Raw genomic sequence first — 20,212 nt, 5'->3', positions numbered from 1 at the left:
GGGATCAGGCGGTCCGTTCCGGCCTGAAGATCATGCGGAAGCAGGCGCCCTTCGGCTGTACATCGTTCAGCTCGACGCGGCCGCCATGCATCTGCATGATTTCCGCTACCAGGTTGAGGCCGAGGCCCGCGCCCTGGTCGCGTTGGCGCAGCCGGTAGAAGGGCTGGAAGATCTTCTCGCGTTCGGCCTGCGGCACGCCTTCGCCTTCGTCGGAGACCGCGATGACGGCGGGCGCCGCCACGCTGATCGTGATCTTGCCGCCGTTGCCGCCATGCTCGATCGCGTTCTGGACGAGATTGGTTACCGCCCTTTCGATCGACATGCGGTCGCCCGTCGTAACGATCCGCCCGGGAGCGGCGTCGAAGGACATGTCGTACCCGGCGCCGAAGGCCATCGGCGCGAGGTCGGCGACCACGCCATGCGCCGCTGCCACGAGATCGACCGGCTGGAACGGTTCCGACCGTCGGTCCAGCCGCTGGATGTCGAGGAGCTGGTCGGTCAGTGTGGAAAGCCGCGCCGCATCCTGCTGCAGCCGGGAGCGCTCCGATGTCGGCGGCAGCGACGCGATGCGCGTGTTGAGGATCGCGACCGGCGTGCGCAACTCATGCGCGGCGTCGGTGAGGAAGCGTCTGTGCCGTTCATAGCCGGCGTCGAGCCGGTCGAGCGCGCCGTTGACCGCCTTGACCAGCGGTTCGATCTCGGTCGGGATGCCCGCCGTCGGCAGCCTGACCCCGCGTTTCTCGATGTCGATGTGTTCGGCGCGGGCCGCCGCCCGGCGAAGTCCAGTCAGGATGCCGCGCACCACCAGCGGGATCGTCACCAGCGACGCCAGCGCCATGATGCCGCCGATCGGCAGGATGACCTGCACGAAGAGCTCCGGCGTCACCGCCAGCAGCGCGGTGATGCGGAAGCGGCCTTGTGCGCCGGTGAAGATCTGCACCCGCCCGGCCTTGGTGTCGAACCATTGCACCACGGCCGCGGGCAGGGTGGTGCCGAGCTTCCACACCAGCTTGGCGCTGTCGATATGGTCGAGCGCTGCGGCCATCCTGGTGAACTGCGGCGGGACGGTGCCTTCCGACAGCCGGTGGCCTTCTTCGTCGCGGATGATGAACCAGAGGTCGGGGACCTCCTCGCGCAGCTCGGCAAGGTCGCTGCCGTCCTTCAGCACGAGTTCGCCATCGGCGTCGCGCCGCACCTGCTTTGTCAACACGTCGAGCGCGCGGCCCTCATAGTTCTGGGGAATCCAGCCAGTCACCAGGAAGGCCCCCAGGATCAGCGCGACCAGCAAGGTGAGAAGCACCACCTGCAGCAGCACCATGCGCCAGACCAGGCGCCATTTGAGCGAGCGTGGGCGCCTCAGCAAACGTCTGAAATTCATGGCGTCTCGCGCAGAAGGTAGCCGACGCCGCGCACGCCGTTGATGGTCAGCCCGCTGTCGGTATCGGCAAGCTTGCGGCGCAGGCGCGACACATGGGCGTCGAGCGCGTTGGACTGGATCTCGTCGTCGAGGCCGAACACCGCCTCCATCAGGGCGCCGCGCACCACCATGCGTCCCATTCGCCGAACCAGCGCCTCCAGCACGAGCAGTTCGCGACGCGGCAGCGGCAGCGCTTCGCCGCGCACCGAGGCCTCGCGGTGACCGAAATCGAACACCAGATGGCCGGCGCGGATCGACTGCGACTGGATCGAGGTCGGACGCCGCAGCAGCGCGCGCATGCGCGCCAGCAGTTCCTCGAAGGCGAAGGGTTTCGCCAGATAGTCGTCGGCGCCCATGTCGAGGCCTTCCACCTTGTCGGCGATATCGCCGCGAGCCGTCAGCATCAGCACCGGCGTCGCATTGCCCTTGCTGCGCAGTTTGGGCAGCAGCGACAGGCCGTCGCCGTCGGGCAACTGCCGGTCGAGCAGGATGGCGTCGTAGGTGTCGATGCTGACGAAATCCTCCGCGGCCTCCAGCGAGCCGGCATGGTCGACAACCATGTCGTGCCGCTTCAGGGCCGCGCGCAGTGCCGACACCATCTCGGGCTGATCTTCGACGAGCAAGATACGCATGTCTTATTCCTTACGCGTTGTGACCCTGCTCCGCGGGGGGCGCGCGGCACTCATGCGGATCCGGATTCCCGCCACGATTCGCGATCGGGCAGCTTCGGCCGTGGCCGGCCAAAGCATGTCTCCCGAAAGCGGGTACCGGTTTCGGGACAAAGACATGCGTCAAATCAAAGACCTACAGTGTGTTGCGTGAATCCTTTCACAGTACACGACAGAATGGTCGCGGGCGGCAACATATCCGCTTCGTCATCCACGGGCGAGCGCACGCAGCGAAGCGCAGGGCGCGATGACCCGTGGATCCATGCCGTGACCGACCCGAAGGCCGGAGACGGTCGAGGAAGAGGATGGCTCCCCTATCCACCTGCCCAAGCCCGCTTTGCACCGAAGCAGTCGTCCGCGATTTCACGGCACGGATTCTCGGGTCACCTCGCCCACGCTTCGCGCAGGCTCGGGCCCGAGAATGACGAAGATAGGGCGGCGCTGTTTCCGGGACGCCAAACCGCTGCGCACTTTTGCTGGAATTGATCCAGGCCTCGGGTAGCCGAGGGCGCCATGATGTGGTGAGTCCTAGCACTCCCGACCTTCGATGTATCCAGCATGTCATGCCGTCCCGACTACTGTCGCGTACCGTGATCCGTTTTCACGCAACACGCTGTAGCGAACCAACATTGCGGAAGCATTGCGCCGATCGTCGCCATGGAAGGCAGTCTGATGCCGCGAATGCGGGCCCGACGCAATGCCTCCGCAATGCAGCCGCTGCAAATGGCGCAGCGACGATGACGGGCGATTCGCCCAAGCCGGAATGCATGGGGATCGAAAATGTCGGCAAGCGATACCTTGTCCTTTCTCATGGCCTGGGCCGCCGCACCGCTGCGGGTCGGCTCGGTCGCGCCGTCGGGGGCGACCCTCGCCGCGTTGATGACGCATGAGGTCGATGCCGCGGCGGGCCCCGTGCTCGAACTGGGGCCAGGCACCGGCGCCTTCACCCGCGCTTTGTTGGCGCGCGGGGTTAAGGAGGAGGACCTGACACTCGTCGAGGCCGATGCGGATTTCGCGGCCCTGCTGCGCCGCCGTTTCCCCACAGCGCGTATCGTCGAATGCGACGCCGCGTCGATCCGCGCTCTGCCGCTCTTCGATCGGCCCGTGGTCGGCGCCGCCGTCAGCGGCCTGCCTTTCAGGCTCATCCCGCCGCGCAAGGCAATGGCGATCCTCGAAGGCGTCTTCGCCAATATGCGGGCAGGTGGCGCCCTCTACCAGTTCACCTATGGCCGCCGTTGTCCGATCGATCAGGTGGTTCTCGACCGTCTCGACCTCGAGGTGAGGCGCGTCGGCTCGACGTTGCGCAACTTCCCTCCTGCAACCGCTTATTGTATCTCGCGCATGAACACGACCGCGCGATGGGACTGGCGCTACGCATGATGGATCACCTGTCCTCCGTATTGGGCCTCGGCCTGTTCGGTGTCGGACTGCTGGCCCTTGCGGAAAAGATCCTGCCCGTGCCGCCCTCCCATGTCCTGCTGCTCTTCCTCGGCATGACGTCGGCTCCAACGGCCGTGCGCTGGCCGTGCCGCTCGCGGTGACGATGCCGGGCTCCGGCGTCGGCGCGCTGTTCCGGTACGGGCTGGGCCATCGGCTGGGAACCGAACGCACCGACGCGCTGGCGGAGCGCTTCGGGAAATTCCTGCGCCTCGAAACCTATCACAGGCTGGCGGACGCCTACCGGCGCAACCACTTCCGCGCCTCCCTGGCCGCGCAGCTCGTTCCGACGGTGCGCAACTACCTGCCGCTGGCGGCCGGGGCGCTGCGCCTGCCGCCTTCGCCGTCGCCAGCCTGCTCGGCATCCTTCTGTGGAATGCCGGTTTCCTTCTCGCCTTCTATGCGTGAGGCCGGCCGGCCGATGTCGGCTTCCGCATCATGGTCCTCGTCGTGGAGATCGCCTTCCTGGTCTTGTTGCGGTTCGGCGCCTCCGGCCGGCTTCCCGTGGCGCGGCGCGCGCGGCTGACGCGCAGGATGGGCTGACGCCTCTTTCCAATCCGATCACGCCCGTGTTTAGTCGGGCGATGGCATTCACCCTCCGGCAGTTGCAGTATTTCGTGGCGGTGGCCGAGCAGGGCACCGTCTCGCGCGCCGCGCAGAACCTGTCGATCTCGCAGTCGTCGGTTACCGAGGCGATCAAGGAGCTCGAAGGCGATCTCGGCGTCGAACTCTTCGAGCGTCACCCGCGCGGCCTGACCGTCACCCACAAGGGTCACCAGTTCCTGCGCCATGCCACCAAGATCCTGGCCGATGTCTCGGACGCGCGGCTGGCCTTCTCCCGCGACCAGGAGATCGTCGGCGGCAGGCTGCAGCTCGGCGTCACCTCGCTGGTGGCGGGCTATGTCCTGTCCGATCTGCTTGCCCGCTACCGGCGCGGCTTTCCGGCCGTCGATGTCTCGGCCATCGAGGACAACGGCGACTATCTCGAGCATCTGCTGGTCGGCGGCGAGCTCGACGTGGCCGTCATGGTCATCTCCAATCTGCGCGACCGCATGGCGCTGCAGGCCGAAATCCTCGAGGTCTCGCCCTATCGCCTGTGGCTGCCGCTCGGCCATCATCTCGCCGGCGCCGACATCATCGGCATCAACGACATCGCGGCCGAGCCGCTGATCATGCTCACCGTCGACGAGATCGAGGAGAATACCGGCAAGCTCCTGATGGCGCTCGGCGCGCGGCCGCATGTCGCCTTCCGCACGCGCTCCGTCGAGGCGGTCCGCAGCCTGGTGGCGACAGGCGCCGGCGTGGCGCTCCTGCCCGACCTCGTCTACCGGCCCTGGTCGCTCGAAGGCGACCGCATCGAATCCCGCGACATTTCCGGCGCGCTGCCGATGGTGCAGGTCGGCATGGTCTGGCGCCGCGGCTCCGGCCTGTCGCAGACCGCGCGCGATTTCATCGGCATCGCGCAGTCCCACCGGGCGGTGCGGCAGAGGTAGGGTGGAGCGACCACACGAAGCCACGCAGAACTGTCGAGGCTCGGTACTCATCGGTCAGGGCCAGAAGATAACGACAGCGGCGATGCAGATCGCCGAATACAAATGGACAAGTTCTCCTGCCAATCTTGATTCATGATTTTGGACTACACGAAATCCTGAACCGATACAGGACCGCAATGCGCCAAGGAGCAGACATCTCGTTCAGGAAGTCGCGACGTCTTGATCGGGGGCCGACTCCCGACAGTCCGGTTCGGATCGACAGCCCGCGACAAGCGGACACAACGTGACAAGCAACATGCGCACTTCCCCATTGTCGTGGACCCACCCGCAATGCTGGAGGGCTTTGCCTAACTTCGGGACTTCGAAAGCCGGGGCTACATGGTTGTCCCGAGGCATGACCCGCTGGTGCTGTGCAAAGGCCGCGCCCATCTGCCCGGCATCGCGCAACTTGGCTGACGTTTCCTGCCGACCTTGGCATGCTGCATGAACGCTCTGATGGTGAGGGCATTCACCGGACGAGGCGGTGCAAACCAGTTCTGATGAGATAGAGCGCCAGGTGCAAGTCAATGCCGCCGCGCCGATAGTGACTGAGCGCGCCCGATGTCGAGGCGGCCACCACCTGTCCGGTGACCGAGGCGACCGCCACCGAGGTCGGAACGCCCGAAAAGATCAGCAGCGGCGTCAGAAGGAACCCACCGCCGACGCCAAACAGCCCGGATAGAAAACCCACCGCACCGCCGATCCCGGCCAGGAAGAAAACGTTGAGCGAGTGTTCGGCGACCGGCAGATAGATGTTCATCGTGGGCCAGGGGAAGTCGTCGGGTGGTGCGAGACGTTGAAGACTGGGTTGTTGTGTCCCTGTTGTGCGAACTGACACCAACCGGGTTCTGAACCTGACTGCGGCACCCGCCAGAGGAGCAAGCAAGCTGGTCACCGCTTGCAGAGCGGCGGTTTGGCAGCAGCATGCCCATCGCGGCCAACGGCATCTTCGCGACCAAGGTCCAGATGGCCGTTAAAGTTGGAGTGGATTTCGGGTCAAGACAATCAACCCCCGGCTTCCGCCAAAGGTGTGGCATCGCGGCTGGTCCGACGGCGGATGGCCCAATAGACGGCACAAGCGATAAGAGCGCCATTCGCGACCACCAGAGCCAGCGAGACAGGCCGGTCGACGAATATCCAGTAACCCTCACGCGAAATCAGCAGTGCGCGGCGAAGATTGTTCTCCAGAAGCGGGCCGAGAATCACGCCGATCACCAGCGGCGCAAGCGGGTAACCAGCATTTCGCAGCGCCAGGCCCAACAACCCGAATCCCATCATCACCCACAAATCGAAAACCGAACTCTGCAGAGCGAATGTGCCGATGGCACAGAGGAGCAGAATGATCGGAATGAGATAGCTCTTCCGAAGCCGCAGGACCCAGACGAAGACAGGGGTCGCCAGTATTCCAACGACCAGCAGCGAGACGTTGGAAAAGAGATAGACGAGGAAGACGCCTCCAGCAATCTCGGGCTGCTGCGCAAACAGCGCCGGACCCGGAAAGAAGCCGAGGATGAGCATGGCCCCGATCAGTACTGCCGACGAAGCCTCGCCGGGGATACCGAGCGCCATTGTGGGCACGAGGGCGCCACCGACTGTCGCGTTGTTGGCGCTCTCAGTTGCGATCACACCGCCTTCCGCTCCCGCTCCGTAGCCTTCTTCAGGTCTGGAGAGCGCCTTGGCGACGGCATACGCGGCAAAGCTTGAGATTGTCCCACCCACGCCCGGAAGGGCGCCAAAGGCCGCGCCGATCGTCGAGGAGCGGAGCAGGTTCTTCCAGTGCAGGAGCGTCATGCCTAGGGTCCGGAAGCCTGGCCGCACGAGGCTGACATTGGGCTTGTCGTTCAGGCCACCCGCATGAACCTGATGTGCCATCTCGGAGATCGCGAAAATGCCCACGACGATGGCGACGATGTGGAAGCCGTTCAGCAACTCGTAAATGCCGAAGGTGAAACGGAAGCCCGTCGAAAACTCGTCGGTTCCGATTGTTGCAATCAAGAGCCCCAGAGAGCCGGTCATGAGCCCCTTGAGAAGCGATCCGTCAGACACTGCCGCGATGGCGGTCAGCCCGGTGAGGGCCAGCATCGCATATTCCGGCGGCGCGAAATTGGAAGCGAAATCGGCAAGAACCGGCGCTGTCAGGATCAGCACCAATCCGCCGAACAGGCCGCCGAGCGCCGAAGCCGAAATCGCAATTCCGATCGCGTCGGCTGCCCGGCCCTTCTGCGCAAGCGGATAGCCATCGAAAAGGGTGGCGGCGGCGAGCGGAGTTCCCGGAATTCGCAGGAGGATGGCTGAAATCGAGCCTCCACAGGAGCCGCCGACACCTATCGCAATAAGGAAGCCCATGGCCGAGACCGGCGGCAGGTCGACCGCGAAGGGCAACATCAAGACGATGCCCATGAGAGGTCCCAGCCCGGGCAAGGCCCCGACTACGAGGCCGAACACGACGCCAAGGGTCGTGAGCAGCAGGGTCAAGGGTGTGAGAAACTGGTCGAGGCCAGCAGCAAGCGACTGCGTGAGCATGGATCACCAAGCAATATTGATGTGCAGGAAACCGCCAGGAAGCACGATCTTCAGCCAAGCTTCGAACACATAGGCGAAACCGAACGAAATCAGGATGGCAGGAAGCAGGATCGCCAGAGGTCTTCGGATGCCGCAGAGCGCCATCAGCGCCGCGAGCATGATCGGCGTGGCGATGTGGTAGCCGAGCACGTCGAGGCACCCGAGATAGACGGCGAAAATGACGACCAGTGCGGCGGGACGCACAAGCTGGCGCAACGGCACAGGATTGCCATTGTCGTCTGGAGCGATCCGGGAGCGGATCAGCTGGATCATCACTTGAGCGAAGGTCAGGATGCCGAGAACGATGGCGATCGTCTTTGGATAGGCAGCCGCGTTGTCATAGGGACCCCCAGAGGCGATCCCCTGCGCGGCCATGTCCGTGGCGGCCTCATGGAAAACCAGTCCGACCACGGCGACAAAGAGGATAACCACGAGCCATTCGGCCAGCGCCTTGTTGATGGTCACGGTTATCCTCCTCATCCTCCGTCTCGCTGCAGCACAATTCACTGCTTGGCGAGCTGTTCTTCTTCCCATTTCAGGGCGTTGCCCATCGCTTCCAGCTGACCAGCCACCGGACTGACGATTTCGTCATATTTGTCCCAGTCCCATTTGAGGAACGAGAATCCCAGGGACTCGGCTTTGGCCTGCACTTCGGGCCTTTCAATCGCTGCCTTCATCGCCCTGCGCAGTATCTCAAGGCGATCCGGCGGGGTATCCTTGTGGACCAACCACCAGTTCCAGCCCAATGGTGCGAGTCCGCTCAGCCCCAGATCGATATCCAGATCCGCGATAGAAGGCGCTCCGCCAAACGCGGCCACACTTTCCGGCAGCTCGGACAGTACGATCAGGATGTTGTAATCCTTCGGGTTCTGCTGGAAGTCGCCAACATTGATGAACCCGAAATCGAGCACGCCGTTCTTGAGGTCGGACATGGCGTCCGCATTGGCGGTGTACGGGATGTTTTGAGCCACACAATTGTAGCTCTGCAAGGCTTTGGCGGTAACCATGTGGGGCAGGTTGTTGCGCGATCCCGTCGTATAGCGCAGCTCGCCGGGATGCTCCGCGCAGTAGTGCATCATGTCCTCGAAACTGGCCCAGCGGTCATTTCCCGCGGCCGTGCCCAGCGCAAATGCGTTCGAGAATGCGGCATGAAGCGGCACGAAATCGTTGTAGTTCCAATCGGCTTTCCCCAGCACGGGCTGCAGCACCAGTGGAGCGACGTAGCCGTCTATGATGGTGTAGCCGTCGGCCGGCTTGTTCATGGCGATGAGGAATGCCTTGGTCCCGGATGCGCCGGGTGTCGAGATGACCGGGATCGATACGCCGATCTCGTCCGACATCGCGTCGGCGAGTATCTGGCTGCTGGACATGGCGTTGCCCGGCCCCCAAGGGAAGATCAACTCGATCGTGCGCTTGGGAAAATCCTCTGCCTGGGCTGTCAACGGGACGGCGGCAGCGGCGGCAAATGTGGCCAATGCCGGTATGATGGTGTTTCGGTTCATGCGCTCCTCCTTTGGTATTTTCTTGCGGATCACCGCCCGACGCGAAGGTTTTTGATCGCTCCTTCGGCGCGTGTGAGGCCGTAATGCGCATAGAGTTCCTGCGGCGCATCATGCGCCTCGAAATGCTCGGTGATCGCGATTGACAGGCGCGCTTCGATTTCGGGCGCCTCGATGGGTGTTGTCTGGCCCGGGTCGGACAGCAGGTCGTAAAGTACGTTTCCGGCATTCCAGTTGGCCAGGATGTTCATTCCGGATTCTCCAACCTTGTTCGACAGCGTGACACGCATCATCGGCGCACCCTTCGTGAAATCGAATGCTTCGACCAACTCGGCAGTCGCGAGATCTCGGACTGAAAACAGCTCTTCCAGATGACTTGGCATCAGGGTGTAGACCGGAAGCGCAGACGGATCGTCGGTCAGTGGAAACCTGAAATAGGTGTATCGGCCGTCCGTCACGCACACGGGACCTCCGAACATCCCCAGGATCGCAGTGTCCCGCCCGGAGGGGCGCCCCTTCAGCAGAGGGAGCAGAGAATGTGCGCGCGATTCCTCAGGCGATGCGACTTCATGCAGTCCCAAAATCGTCGGCATCAGGTCGGTCGTCTGCGTAAGCGCAGAAACCCTCATCCCGCTTTTGGGTCCGTTGTCAGGGTGCCAGACCATCAGGGGGATATGCGAGATCTCCTCGTAGTAAGGCATCCGGTTCTTTGCCCACCACTCGTGCTCGCCAAGCAGATAGCCGTGGTCGGTCGTCAGGATCAGCGCAGTGTCTTCCCAGGCTTCGTTTGCATCCATCCAGTCAAGCAGTCGCCCGAAATGATCGTCGCACATTGCCACGACCGCTGCGTAATTCGCCCGGATTTCGGCGATCTCTTCGGCTGAATTCGTGCATTGCTCGTAAAGCGGCCAGTCCAGGATGGGGCCCTCGTAACCCGTCGCGAACCTCGCCTTGTACTTGTCCGGTGCGTCGAAAGGTTCATGCGGATCGAAGCACTCGATCTGAAGGAACCAGTCGTCGCTTTTGCTGTTCCGGTTCAGGAACTCGAACGCCCGCGCAAAGCATTTTGCCGTTGGATAATCAGCATCTTCCCAGGGGTCGATCTTGTTAATCGCGTGGCGTGAACGCTTCCAGACATCCTTTGGCGACGTCCAGCGCGTGGCCGTACGGCCCTCCTCCATCGCTTCCGTCGGGTAGTGGCGAGGATCGAAGGCTTCGCGAATCCGCTCGACGGGGGGAACAGTGAACACCGTCAGGGGATCGTATTCCTGTCCGCGAATAAATTCCCAGCTGTCGAACGCCTGGGAGTAACCCCAGCCGCCATTCTCAAAATAGTGCAGATGATCTGAGATCAGATGAGTGTAGACGCCCGCGGCACTCAGGATCTGCGCGTAGGAATTGTCGAAGGGCTCGAGCGGCCCCCAGGGCCGGTGTGTGAAATTCAGCCGCCCGGTCTGCATGTCCCGGCGCGCAGGCATGCATGGCAAAGACCCAACATAATGGGTGTCGAAGGTGACAGCCCGTTCCGCGAACCGGTCGAAATTCGGCGTCGGAATCGCCTTGCTGCCATAGGCACCGAGCGCGGTTCTGTTCAATGAATCGAAAAGTACGAAGATCGTTCGCACATACTCCTCCCTTCGTACGGCGCCATTAACTTGTCAAAAGTCAGGGGTTCTGTAAAATCGATTTTTGAAGCCGCTATGATAGAAAAAAGGAATAGCTGGTGGACCGGAATTTGAGGGCGTTTCTGGCGATCGCCAAGGAGTCCAATCTCTCTGCGGCGGCTGACACGATTGGTTTGACTCAGCCGTCATTGACCAAGCGGCTGGCCAATCTCGAGGAAGATCTAGGCGGCAAACTCTTCGAGCGCCATCGTCGCGGGATGCGCCTGACTGCGGCCGGACGGCTCTTTCTTGTGCGTGCGCGCCGGATCGAACATGAGTACGATCAGGCCAGGGAGGAAATCCGTGCGCTCACTGGAATGGGGCTCGAAACGATACGGGTCGGCGCCGGCCCTCTATTTCACCTGCGCTATGCCGCACCGCTTTTCGCGCAGCTGCGCAGCCGGTTTCCGGCATTGGGTTTTGACCTTATCGCCGACCAGAATTCCGTCACGTTGCCGATGCTGCGTGACGGCCGCATAGACGTGGTGCTGGGGGCCATAGAGCCGTTGGAGCCGGACTCGCTGATAACCGCCATTCCGGTAGCCGAAGTCGAGCAGTCCGTCGTTATGGCGGCGGACGACCCTGCTGCGCAAAACGCGGTCCTGCGCCCGGAGGATCTGGAAGGCTTGAGCTGGGTGGCCTACAGCGGGGCGGCGGACAACATACCTCTGCTGCGCCGTTATTTCTCCGAACACAGTCTGAGCGCGCCACGTATAGTCGCGCATTCGACTTCGTTTGCCGCCGCACTCGACCTAACCCGCGAATTCGGAGCAAAGCTCATGGCTCCGCTGCAACTCGCAGAATATGTCGAAGCCGTGGGTCTCGTTGTCCGCCCGACGAATCCGCCGATCAGCCGGCTGTCAACCGGCGCCTATGTCCGGCAAAGTTCGATGAACATTCCGGTCATTCGACAGCTGCTGGAGGATTTGATGGATCTGGCCGGAAGATAATGAACGACGCGTGAGGCCTCGAGGACCAACTCGCGAACGAACTGAATTTCTCGCATGCCTGGGGCTGGCGTCCTGGTATCGGCGACGCATCGTCTAAGGACGTTTCGCGGTCGATCTGGGAAAGTTCAATTTGGGGGGCGCAGTTGTCCGTCCGCCGGCGTGAAGAGTTTCAGCTGCCGATGGGCGCCCGAAGTCCCCGAAGAACGAACCCGCGAGCCACCAGGCGCTCGGCCCTTTCTCCTTTCCAGATGATATCGGAAAAACCGATTCCGGCCTTCTCGCAAATGAAATTGCGAAACCGAACTTTTGCGCGCACTCTTCTCCCCAGGGATCATGCCGCCATGGAGAGCGGTTGCCTCAAATGGGAGACGTCACGATGAAATCGTTCCTGAAATCCTGCACGGCGCTCGCGCTCGCGATCAGCATTCCCGGCCAGGCCATGGCCCAGCTGAAGGAAATCGGCGCGGCCGAAGGTCAGGTCAACATCATCGCCTGGCCGGGATACATCGAGCGCGGCGAGACGGACAAGAAATTCGACTGGGTCACCAAGTTCGAGGAGGCCAGCGGCTGCAAGGTCAATGTCAAGACCGCCAACACATCGGACGAGATGGTCGCGCTGATGAACGAAGGCGGCTTCGACCTCGTCACGGCGTCGGGCGACGCCTCGCTGCGTCTCGTCGCCGGCGAGCGCGTGCAGCCGGTCAATGTCGACCTGATCAAGAGCTGGTCGACCGTCGACGACCGGTTGAAGGACGCGCCCTGGCACACGGTCGACGGCGTCCACTACGGGGTTCCCTATATGTGGGGGCCGAACGTGCTGATGTACAACACCGACGTCTTCAAGGAGGCGCCCAAGAGCTGGAGCGTGGTCTTCGAGGAGACGACGCTGCCGGACGGCAAGTCGAATGTCGGCCGGGTCCAGGCCTATGACGGGCCGATCCATGTCGCCGACGCCGCGCAGTATCTGATGCACAACAAGCCGGAACTCGGCATCAAGAGCCCCTATGAGCTCAATGCGGACCAGTACAAGGCGGCGCTCGACCTCCTGCGCCAGCAGCGCAAGCTGGTCGGACGCTACTGGCACGACGCCTTCATCCAGATGGACGATTTCAAGAACGAAGGTGTCGTCGCGTCCGGCTCGTGGCCTTTCCAGGTCAACATCCTCAAGAGCGAGAACCAGCCGATCGCCTCGACCATCCCGGTCGAAGGGGCTACCGGCTGGGCCGACACGACGATGATGCATGTCGATGCCGCCAATCCGAACTGCGCCTATATGTGGATGGAGCACACGCTGTCGTCCAACCTCCAGAGCGACCTGTCCGTCTGGTTCGGCGCCAACCCCTCGGTCCCCGCGGCCTGCACCGACGGGCGCGGCATGCAGACCAAGGAGGGCTGCACCACCAACGGCATGGACGATTTCGAGAAGATCAGGTTCTGGCAAACGCCGGTATCGAAATGCGCCAGCCAGAGCGAATGCGTGCCCTATTATCGCTGGGTGTCGGATTATATCGGCGTGATCGGCGGGCGCTGACAGCGCCGCTTTGACCCGGTTCGGCGGCTTCATGCCGGGAGCCGCCCTCATCCGCCTGCCCGCACCTTCTCCCTGGAAACGGGAGAAGGACGAAGCGGTGCCGCCGAGCCTCCCTCTCGCCCTTCGCGAGGAGAGGGCGGGTAGCAGTCTCGGCGTTGCCGAACGGCGGGGGCGCAATAAAAGCCCGGCTGGCTCTGCGCAGCGGGCAAACGGTCTGTCGGATATGTCATGACCCCTGCAGTTTCCTTCCGCAAAGTCTCTCGCCATTTCGGCCAGGTGAGGGCCGTCGATGCCGTCGATCTCGACATCCGGCCCGGCGAGTTCTTCGCCATGCTCGGCCCGTCCGGCTCCGGCAAGACGACGTGCTTGCGCCTGATCGCCGGCTTCGAGCAGCCGACCTCGGGCCATATCGAGATATCGGGGGAAAACGCCGTCGGCGTTCCGCCCTACCGGCGCAACGTCAACACCGTCTTCCAGGACTATGCGTTGTTTCCCCATCTGAACGTGCTCGACAATGTCGCCTACGGCCTGATGGTGAAGGGGGTCGGCAGGGCCGAGCGCCTGCGGGCCGCCGAGGACGCGCTGACGCTCGTGCAACTGCCGGGCTACGGCGCGCGCCGGCCGGGGCAGCTCTCCGGCGGCCAGCGCCAGCGCGTCGCGCTCGCCCGCGCGCTGGTGAACCAGCCGCGGGTGCTCCTGCTCGACGAGCCGCTCGGCGCGCTCGACCTGAAGCTGCGCGAAAACATGCAGGAGGAACTGAAGGCGCTGCAGAAGTCGCTCGGCATCACCTTCGTCTTCGTCACCCACGACCAGGGCGAGGCGTTGTCGATGGCCGACCGGGTCGCGGTGTTCAACGAGGGCCGCATCATGCAGGTCGGCACGCCCGAGGAGATCTACCAGAAGCCGCAGACACGTTTCGTCGCCGATTTCGTCGGTTCCTCCAACGTGCTGCCGCCCGATTTCGTCCAGCGCTGGTCCGGGCAGCGCCGCTGGGGCAGCCTCCGGCCCGAGCAGATCCGCATCCTGCGCCAGGCCACGGGCGACGGCGTGCCGGCGCGCGTGGTGTCGATGCACTATCTCGGCGCCGCCACCAGGATCGCGCTGGAGAGCGACGGGCTGAGGCTCCATGCCAGCATCCCGGCCGGCCAGGCCGTGCCGCAGGCCGGCGAGGGCGTGCTGCTTGCGTTCAACCGCGACCAGCTTCACCTGATGGACGAGCCGGCATGAGCATGGAGCTTGCTATTCCCGCCACCGGCGCGCCGGCGATACTGCCGGCCAAGGGCGGTTTCTTCGGCACGCTCTCGGATGCCTTCTGGCGGCGCCCGGGGCTGCTTCTTCTCCTGATGCTCACGCCGCCGGTCCTGTGGCTCGGCATCGTCTATCTCGGTTCGCTGTTCGCGCTGCTTCTGCAGAGCTTCTTCTCGATCGACGAGTATTCGGGCCTCGTCAATCGGGAGTTCACGCTGAAGACCTATGGCGAGCTGCTGCAGCCGTCCAACCTCGACATCATCCTGCGCACCGTCGTCATGGCGGCGCTGGTGACGCTCGCCTCGGCGGTGATCGCCTTTCCGATCGCCTATTACGCGGCGCGCTACGCTCGCGGCCGATGGAAGGCGCTGTTCTATCTCGGTGTCATGCTGCCCCTGTGGTCGAGCTACCTGGTGAAGATATACGCCTGGAAGCTGATCCTGGCCAAGGAAGGCATCCTGACCTGGCTGTTCGGCAAGCTGCATCTGAGCTGGCTGCTCGACGCCTGGCTGGCCTTGCCCGTCGTCGGCGGCAACTCGCTCTCGGTCTCCTTCACCGGAACCTTCATCGTCTTCGTCTATGTCTGGATGCCCTTCATGATCCTGCCGATCCAGGCCGCCCTCGAGCGGGTTCCGACCAATCTGGTCGAAGCCTCGGCGGACCTCGGTGCCTCGCCGCGCCAGACCTTCGCCAATGTCATCTTCCCGCTGGCGCTGCCCGGCATCGTCGCCGGCTCGATCTTCACCTTCTCGCTGACGCTGGGCGACTACATCATCCCGCAGATCATCGGCACCTCGCGGCTGTTCATCGGCCAGGCCGTCTATGCCCACCAGGGCACCGCGGGCAACATTCCGCTTGCCGCCGCCTTCTCCGTGGTGCCCATCGTGGTGATGGGGTTCTATCTGTGGGCCGCCAAGCGCATGGGAGCTTTCGATGCGCTCTGATCGCAACCGGTCCGCACCGCTCGGCCTGAAGATAGCCGCCGCCGCGGGCCTCGCCTTCCTGCATCTGCCGATCCTGCTGATCTTCGTCTATGCCTTCACCACGGAGGAGAGAAGCTATCAGTGGCCGCCGCCCGGCCTGACGACGCAATGGCTGGGCGTCACCTGGAACCGGCCGGACGTCTGGCAGGCCCTGGCGTTGTCGGTGAAGGTCGCGGCCATCTCCACGACGGTCGCCCTGGTGCTCGGCACGCTCTGCGCGGCCGCCGTCAGCCGCACGAAATTCTTCGGCCGCGAGACGATCTCGCTGCTCGTCATCCTGCCGATCGCGCTGCCCGGCATCATCACCGGCATCGCGCTGCGTTCGGCCTTCAGCCTCGCCGAGATCCCATTCTCCTTCTGGACGATCGTGCTCGGCCACGCGACCTTCTGCGTGGTCGTCGTCTACAACAATGCCGTCGCGCGCTTCCGGCGCACTTCGGGCTCGCTGATCGAGGCCTCCTACGATCTCGGCGCGGATGGTTTCCAGACCTTCCGCCATGTGATCCTGCCCAACATCGGCACCGCGCTTCTGGCCGGCGGCATGCTCGCCTTCGCGCTGTCTTTCGACGAGGTCATCGTCACCACCTTCACCGCCGGCCAGCAGCAGACCGTGCCGATCTGGATGCTGGAGGAACTGGTGCGTCCGCGCCAGCGCCCGGTCACCAATGTCGTCGCCATGGTCGTCGTGCTGGTCACGCTGCTGCCGATCCTGGCCGCCTACTACCTCACCCGCGACGGCGACCAGGTCGCCGGCATGGGCAAATAGACCTGTGGGCCATGACGGCGGCTGAGCGCCGTCACGGCCGAATTGATTGAAGGAGGATCCTCATGGAAACCGCAATGCTGATCGGTTCGAAATTCGAGAAGGGCACCGAGACCGAGGAGCCTATCCTCAATCCGAAGACCGGCGAAACCATCCTCAACCTTCCCGAAGCGAGCCAGGCGCAGATCGAGGCCGCGGTCGCGGCCGCCGAAAGGGCTTTCGTGGAGTGGTCGCGGACGACGCCCGCCCAGCGCTCCGCCTATCTCCTGAAGATCGCCGAGCGCATCGAGGCCGAGGCGGCGGAGTTCGCGGCGCTCGAAGCCCTGAACTGCGGCAAGCCGATCAACGCCGTGCTGAACGACGAGATTCCGGCGATCGTCGATTGCTACCGCTTCTTCGCCGGCGCCGTCCGCACGCTGCCCGGCGCCGTCGCCGGCGAATATCTGCCCGGCTTCACCTCCATGATCCGTCGCGATCCGATAGGGCTGGTCGCCTCCATCGCGCCATGGAACTATCCGCTCATGATGATGGCGTGGAAGCTGGCGCCGGCGCTCGGCGGCGGAAACACGGTCGTATTCAAGCCCTCCGAGCAGACGCCGCTCACGGCGCTGAAGCTGGCGAAGATCCTGGCCGAGGTGCTGCCGGAGGGCGTCGTCAATGTCGTGCTCGGCCGCGGCGAGAGCGTCGGCAACGCCCTGATCAACCACCCCAAGGTCAATATGGTTTCGATCACCGGCGACGTCGCCACGGGCAAAAAAGTGCTGCAGGCGGCCGCCAAGACGGTGAAGCGCACCCATCTGGAACTCGGCGGCAAGGCGCCGGTCATCGTCTTCGACGATGCCGATCTCGACGCCGTGGTGTCGGGCCTGCGCGCCTTCGGCTACTACAATGCCGGCCAGGACTGCACGGCCGCCTGCCGCGTCTATGCCGGCAAGGGCATCTATGACCGGCTTGTGGCGGACCTGTCGTCGGCCGTCTCGACCATCCGCTACGGCCAGGCCGACGACACCGAAAACGAGATCGGCCCGCTGATCTCGCAGCGCCAGCGCGACCGCGTGGCGAGCTTCGTCGAGCGCGCGCAGGAGCAGAAGCACATCGAGATCACCACCGGCGGCAGGCCGGGCGAGGGCAACGGCTTCTTCTACCAGCCGACCGTGGTGGCGGGCGCCCTGCAGGAAGACGAGATCGTGCGGCGCGAGGTCTTCGGGCCGGTGGTCTCGGTCACCCGCTTCTCGGATGTGGACGAGGCCGTGGCCTGGGCCAACGATTCCGATTATGGCCTCGCCTCATCGGTCTGGACCAGGGATGTCGGGCGGGCGATGGCCGCGGCCGCGCGCCTGCAATATGGCTGCACCTGGATCAACACCCACTTCATGCTCACCAACGAGATGCCGCATGGCGGGCTGAAACAGTCCGGCTACGGCAAGGACATGTCGCTCTATGCGCTGGAGGACTACACGGCGGTGCGGCATGTGATGGTGGCGCATGGCTGAGCGGCCGATGCGCCGCACCGGGTAGGCGTGGCAGGGGCATCAACCGGAAGGAAACCGTCATGAAACGTCGTCAGTTCTTTGCCGTCGCGGCGCTCGCGGGTATGGCCGCCGCGCTGCCATTATCGTCCGCTCTGGCGGACGATACGGCGCAATCGGTGGTCGAAGAATATCTCGCCGCCTGGAACGCGCATGATTCCGCCAGGGCGGCGGCTTTCCTCGCCGACGATGTCGTCTATTACGATGCCTCGGTCGGCAAGCCGATCGAGGGCAGGGAAGCCGCCAAGGCCGGCGTCATCGACAACTTCCTGAATGCCGTCCCGGATGCGGCCTGGACGATGCGTGGAGCGCCGGTCATCCAGGGAGACCGCGTCTCGTTCGAATGGGAATTCGCGGGCACCAATACCGGCGCCTGGGCGGACGGCACGGCTGCGACCAACAAGAAGTTCAAGCTGGAAGGCGCTTCGATGTTCACCGTCAAGGACGGCAAGATCACGGTGCAGAATGACTATTACGATGCGCTCAGCTTCTACAAGCAGCTCGGCCTGATGTAGCCTCGGCGACTTCGCGGGCCCGCAGCCCGCTCCGGCCACGCAGTCCGCTGGCTTGGACGTCGCCGGTCGCAGGCCCTATACAGTCACCAGCCAACCCCCTAAGCGTGGCCGCCGACAACAGGCTGCCGCATCCGGAGAGACCATCATGACCAACAATGCCTCGCTTCAGTCCCGCCGTGTGGCCGCCGTGCCGCGCGGCGTCGGCACCGCATTTCCGGTCTTCGCCGAGCGCGCCGAGAACGCCGAGGTATGGGACGTCGAGGGCAAGCGCTACGTCGATTTCGCCGGCGGCATCGCCGTGCTCAACACGGGGCATCGCCATCCCAGGGTCGTGGCTGCGGTGCGTGAACAGCTCGACAAGTTCACCCATACCTGCTTCCAGGTCCTGCCCTACGAGCCCTATGTGGCGCTGGCCGAGCGGCTGAACGCGCTGGCCCCGTTCAAGGGCGACGCCAAGACCATCTTCTTCTCGACGGGCGCGGAAGCGGTCGAGAATGCGGTGAAGATCGCGCGCGCCGCGACCGGCCGTTCCGGCGTCATAGCCTTCACCGGTGCCTTCCATGGCCGCACCATGATGGGCATGTCGCTCACCGGCAAGGTGGCGCCCTACCGCAAGAAGTTCGGCCTCGGCTTGCCGGGCATCTATCACGTGCCGTTCCCGGCCGACGGCGTCACCGTGCAGGAGAGCCTGCGCGCCATCGAGTTCCTGTTCCGTGCCGACATCGAGCCGGGCCAGGTCGCGGCGATCATCATCGAGCCGGTGCAGGGCGAAGGCGGCTTCCATCCCGCTCCGGTCGAGCTGCTGGAAGCGCTGCGCAAGATCTGCGACGACCACGGCATCCTCTTGATTTCCGACGAGATCCAGACCGGCTTCGGCCGCACCGGCAAGATGTTCGGCATCGAGGCGAGCGGCGTCGAGCCCGATCTGATCACCGTCGCCAAGTCGCTGGCCGGTGGCTTCCCGCTGTCGGGCGTCATCGGCAGGGCGGCGATCATGGATGCGGCCGAGCCGGGCGGCCTCGGCGGAACCTATGCCGGCAGCCCGATCGCCTGCGCTGCCGCACTCGCCGTGCTCGACGTGTTCGAGGAAGAGAAGCTGCTCGACAAGGCGAACCGGCTCGGCGAGAAGGTCAAGGCCGCGGTCGCGAAGACCGCGCAGCGCAACGACACGGTAGCGATATCGGGGATACGCGGCCCGGGCGCCATGATCGCCTTCGACATCATGAAGAAGCGCGGCGGCACCGAGCCGGATGCCGATGCCACGAAGCGCGTCACCCAGGCAGCGATCGCCGACGGCCTCGTCCTGCTCTCCTGCGGCGTCCATGGCAACACGATCCGCATCCTCGTGCCGCTGACGGTCGAGGACGACGTGCTGGACGAGGGCCTCGCCAAGCTGGAAAAGGCGCTGATCGCCGCCAACGGGTAAGACGCAAGCGGCTTGGCGCGCTGCTGCGTCGGACCTGATCTGTCCCTTGGCGGGGACCGGGCTCATACTTGCTGGACCGGAACTTTGATCGTCGCGCCGCCCCTCATCTGCCTGCCCGTCCTCCGCAGCAGCTGCGCTGCAGCTGCGGAGGGTGGACCGGCATCTTCTCCCCGTGAAGGACGGGAAGAAGACAGACGGCCGCAGCCGCTCGCCCGGTCTGCAAAGATGTGTGCATGCCCTGGCCGTGAATGGGGAGAAGATCGCCTGCCGCGAGGTCGGCGCTCGCTCTGCAACGCCGACGATTGGCGAAGCCGGCGGCGACATCGGTCTTCTCCCCGCGATGCGGGGAGAAGGTGCCAGCAGGCGGATGAGGGGCCGTTCGCAGCGTCGCCGAATCCCTTATCCGACTGAAGCAAAACGGTTCTCGGCGTTACCTTCATGGCAGGGGGCGGGCGGAGCGTCCGGGATTGCCTGCATCGGCACTATTT

General features: G+C 64.1%; 18 protein-coding genes and 1 pseudogene. 12 read left to right on the top strand and 7 right to left on the bottom strand.

Going from position 1 to position 20,212, the window contains the following annotated elements; genetic code table 11:
• Window positions 1-4: 4 nt before the first annotated feature.
• The gene (locus JN302_RS35725; RefSeq protein ID WP_202309028.1) at window positions 5-1,378 is read right to left on the bottom strand and encodes a sensor histidine kinase; all 1,374 of its coding nucleotides are present in this window, start codon (window positions 1,376-1,378) and stop codon (window positions 5-7) included.
• Window positions 1,375-2,049 carry a response regulator transcription factor gene (locus tag JN302_RS35720; protein ID WP_202309027.1) on the bottom strand — a complete coding sequence of 225 codons (675 nt, stop codon included), beginning with the start codon at window positions 2,047-2,049 and terminating at the stop codon, window positions 1,375-1,377. The genes JN302_RS35725 and JN302_RS35720 overlap by 4 nt, the downstream gene beginning before the upstream one ends.
• An 816-nt stretch (window positions 2,050-2,865) precedes the next feature.
• Between JN302_RS35720 and JN302_RS35715 the strand changes: the two genes are divergently transcribed.
• From JN302_RS35715 to JN302_RS35705, 4 genes are read left to right on the top strand one after another with little or no spacing between them, the layout of a single operon-like run.
• Window positions 2,866-3,465 (top strand): class I SAM-dependent methyltransferase, encoded by a 600-nt coding sequence (locus JN302_RS35715; RefSeq protein WP_202309026.1) that lies wholly within the window; start codon window positions 2,866-2,868, stop codon window positions 3,463-3,465.
• On the top strand, window positions 3,462-3,626 hold the full coding sequence (locus JN302_RS39490) for a hypothetical protein (protein ID WP_244742606.1): 165 nt from the start codon (window positions 3,462-3,464) through the stop codon (window positions 3,624-3,626). The genes JN302_RS35715 and JN302_RS39490 overlap by 4 nt, the downstream gene beginning before the upstream one ends.
• Window positions 3,611-4,048: a VTT domain-containing protein gene (locus JN302_RS35710; RefSeq protein WP_244846107.1), complete on the top strand. Its 438-nt coding sequence runs from the start codon at window positions 3,611-3,613 to the stop codon at window positions 4,046-4,048. The genes JN302_RS39490 and JN302_RS35710 overlap by 16 nt, the downstream gene beginning before the upstream one ends.
• A 58-nt stretch (window positions 4,049-4,106) precedes the next feature.
• Window positions 4,107-5,015, top strand: coding sequence for a LysR substrate-binding domain-containing protein (locus JN302_RS35705; protein ID WP_202330725.1), 909 nt, complete (start codon window positions 4,107-4,109; stop codon window positions 5,013-5,015).
• A gap of 526 nt (window positions 5,016-5,541) precedes the next feature.
• On the opposite strand, the pseudogene JN302_RS35700 reads toward JN302_RS35705, so the two are convergent.
• The 5 genes and pseudogenes from JN302_RS35700 to JN302_RS35680 all read right to left on the bottom strand — a co-directional run.
• A pseudogene (locus tag JN302_RS35700) lies at window positions 5,542-5,814 on the bottom strand (TSUP family transporter); the annotation flags it as partial.
• A gap of 245 nt (window positions 5,815-6,059) precedes the next feature.
• Window positions 6,060-7,577: a tripartite tricarboxylate transporter permease gene (locus JN302_RS35695; RefSeq protein WP_202330724.1), complete on the bottom strand. Its 1,518-nt coding sequence runs from the start codon at window positions 7,575-7,577 to the stop codon at window positions 6,060-6,062.
• Window positions 7,578-7,580: 3 nt separating this feature from the next.
• A complete protein-coding gene (locus JN302_RS35690) occupies window positions 7,581-8,081 on the bottom strand; it encodes a tripartite tricarboxylate transporter TctB family protein (RefSeq protein ID WP_202330723.1) in 501 nt (166 codons plus the stop codon).
• A 38-nt stretch (window positions 8,082-8,119) separates the two neighbouring features.
• Window positions 8,120-9,118 (bottom strand): Bug family tripartite tricarboxylate transporter substrate binding protein, encoded by a 999-nt coding sequence (locus JN302_RS35685; protein ID WP_202330722.1) that lies wholly within the window; start codon window positions 9,116-9,118, stop codon window positions 8,120-8,122.
• A gap of 29 nt (window positions 9,119-9,147) precedes the next feature.
• On the bottom strand, window positions 9,148-10,740 hold the full coding sequence (locus JN302_RS35680; RefSeq protein ID WP_202330721.1) for a sulfatase: 1,593 nt from the start codon (window positions 10,738-10,740) through the stop codon (window positions 9,148-9,150).
• A gap of 98 nt (window positions 10,741-10,838) precedes the next feature.
• Here JN302_RS35680 and JN302_RS35675 point away from each other — a divergent pair, with 98 nt between their 5' ends.
• The 8 genes from JN302_RS35675 to gabT all read left to right on the top strand — a co-directional run bounded on the left by JN302_RS35675 (window position 10,839) and on the right by gabT (window position 19,724).
• Complete coding sequence (locus JN302_RS35675; RefSeq protein WP_202330720.1) at window positions 10,839-11,729, top strand: LysR family transcriptional regulator; 891 nt, start codon at window positions 10,839-10,841, stop codon at window positions 11,727-11,729.
• Window positions 11,730-12,105: 376 nt separating this feature from the next.
• Window positions 12,106-13,260: an ABC transporter substrate-binding protein gene (locus JN302_RS35670; protein WP_202330719.1), complete on the top strand. Its 1,155-nt coding sequence runs from the start codon at window positions 12,106-12,108 to the stop codon at window positions 13,258-13,260.
• Between the two features lie 228 nt (window positions 13,261-13,488).
• Window positions 13,489-14,487, top strand: a complete 999-nt coding sequence (locus tag JN302_RS35665; protein ID WP_202330718.1) for an ABC transporter ATP-binding protein — start codon at window positions 13,489-13,491, stop codon at window positions 14,485-14,487.
• On the top strand, window positions 14,484-15,452 hold the full coding sequence (locus JN302_RS35660; protein WP_202309017.1) for an ABC transporter permease: 969 nt from the start codon (window positions 14,484-14,486) through the stop codon (window positions 15,450-15,452). Before JN302_RS35665 ends, JN302_RS35660 begins: the two co-directional genes overlap by 4 nt.
• Window positions 15,442-16,257, top strand: coding sequence for an ABC transporter permease (locus JN302_RS35655; RefSeq protein WP_202309016.1), 816 nt, complete (start codon window positions 15,442-15,444; stop codon window positions 16,255-16,257). Before JN302_RS35660 ends, JN302_RS35655 begins: the two co-directional genes overlap by 11 nt.
• Before the next feature lie 62 nt (window positions 16,258-16,319).
• Window positions 16,320-17,747, top strand: coding sequence for a gamma-aminobutyraldehyde dehydrogenase (locus JN302_RS35650; RefSeq protein WP_202330717.1), 1,428 nt, complete (start codon window positions 16,320-16,322; stop codon window positions 17,745-17,747).
• A 59-nt stretch (window positions 17,748-17,806) separates the two neighbouring features.
• Window positions 17,807-18,298 carry an ester cyclase gene (locus JN302_RS35645; protein ID WP_202309014.1) on the top strand — a complete coding sequence of 164 codons (492 nt, stop codon included), beginning with the start codon at window positions 17,807-17,809 and terminating at the stop codon, window positions 18,296-18,298.
• A 145-nt stretch (window positions 18,299-18,443) separates the two neighbouring features.
• Window positions 18,444-19,724 (top strand): 4-aminobutyrate--2-oxoglutarate transaminase, encoded by a 1,281-nt coding sequence (gabT, locus tag JN302_RS35640; RefSeq protein ID WP_202330716.1) that lies wholly within the window; start codon window positions 18,444-18,446, stop codon window positions 19,722-19,724.
• Window positions 19,725-20,212 lie beyond the last annotated feature (488 nt).

It is taken from the genome of Mesorhizobium sp. L-8-3 (assembly GCF_016756615.1).
In the GTDB taxonomy this organism is placed as follows: domain Bacteria; phylum Pseudomonadota; class Alphaproteobacteria; order Rhizobiales; family Rhizobiaceae.
Note: the sequence above shows the minus strand (reverse complement) of the source record. Positions and strands in the feature narration are given on the sequence as shown.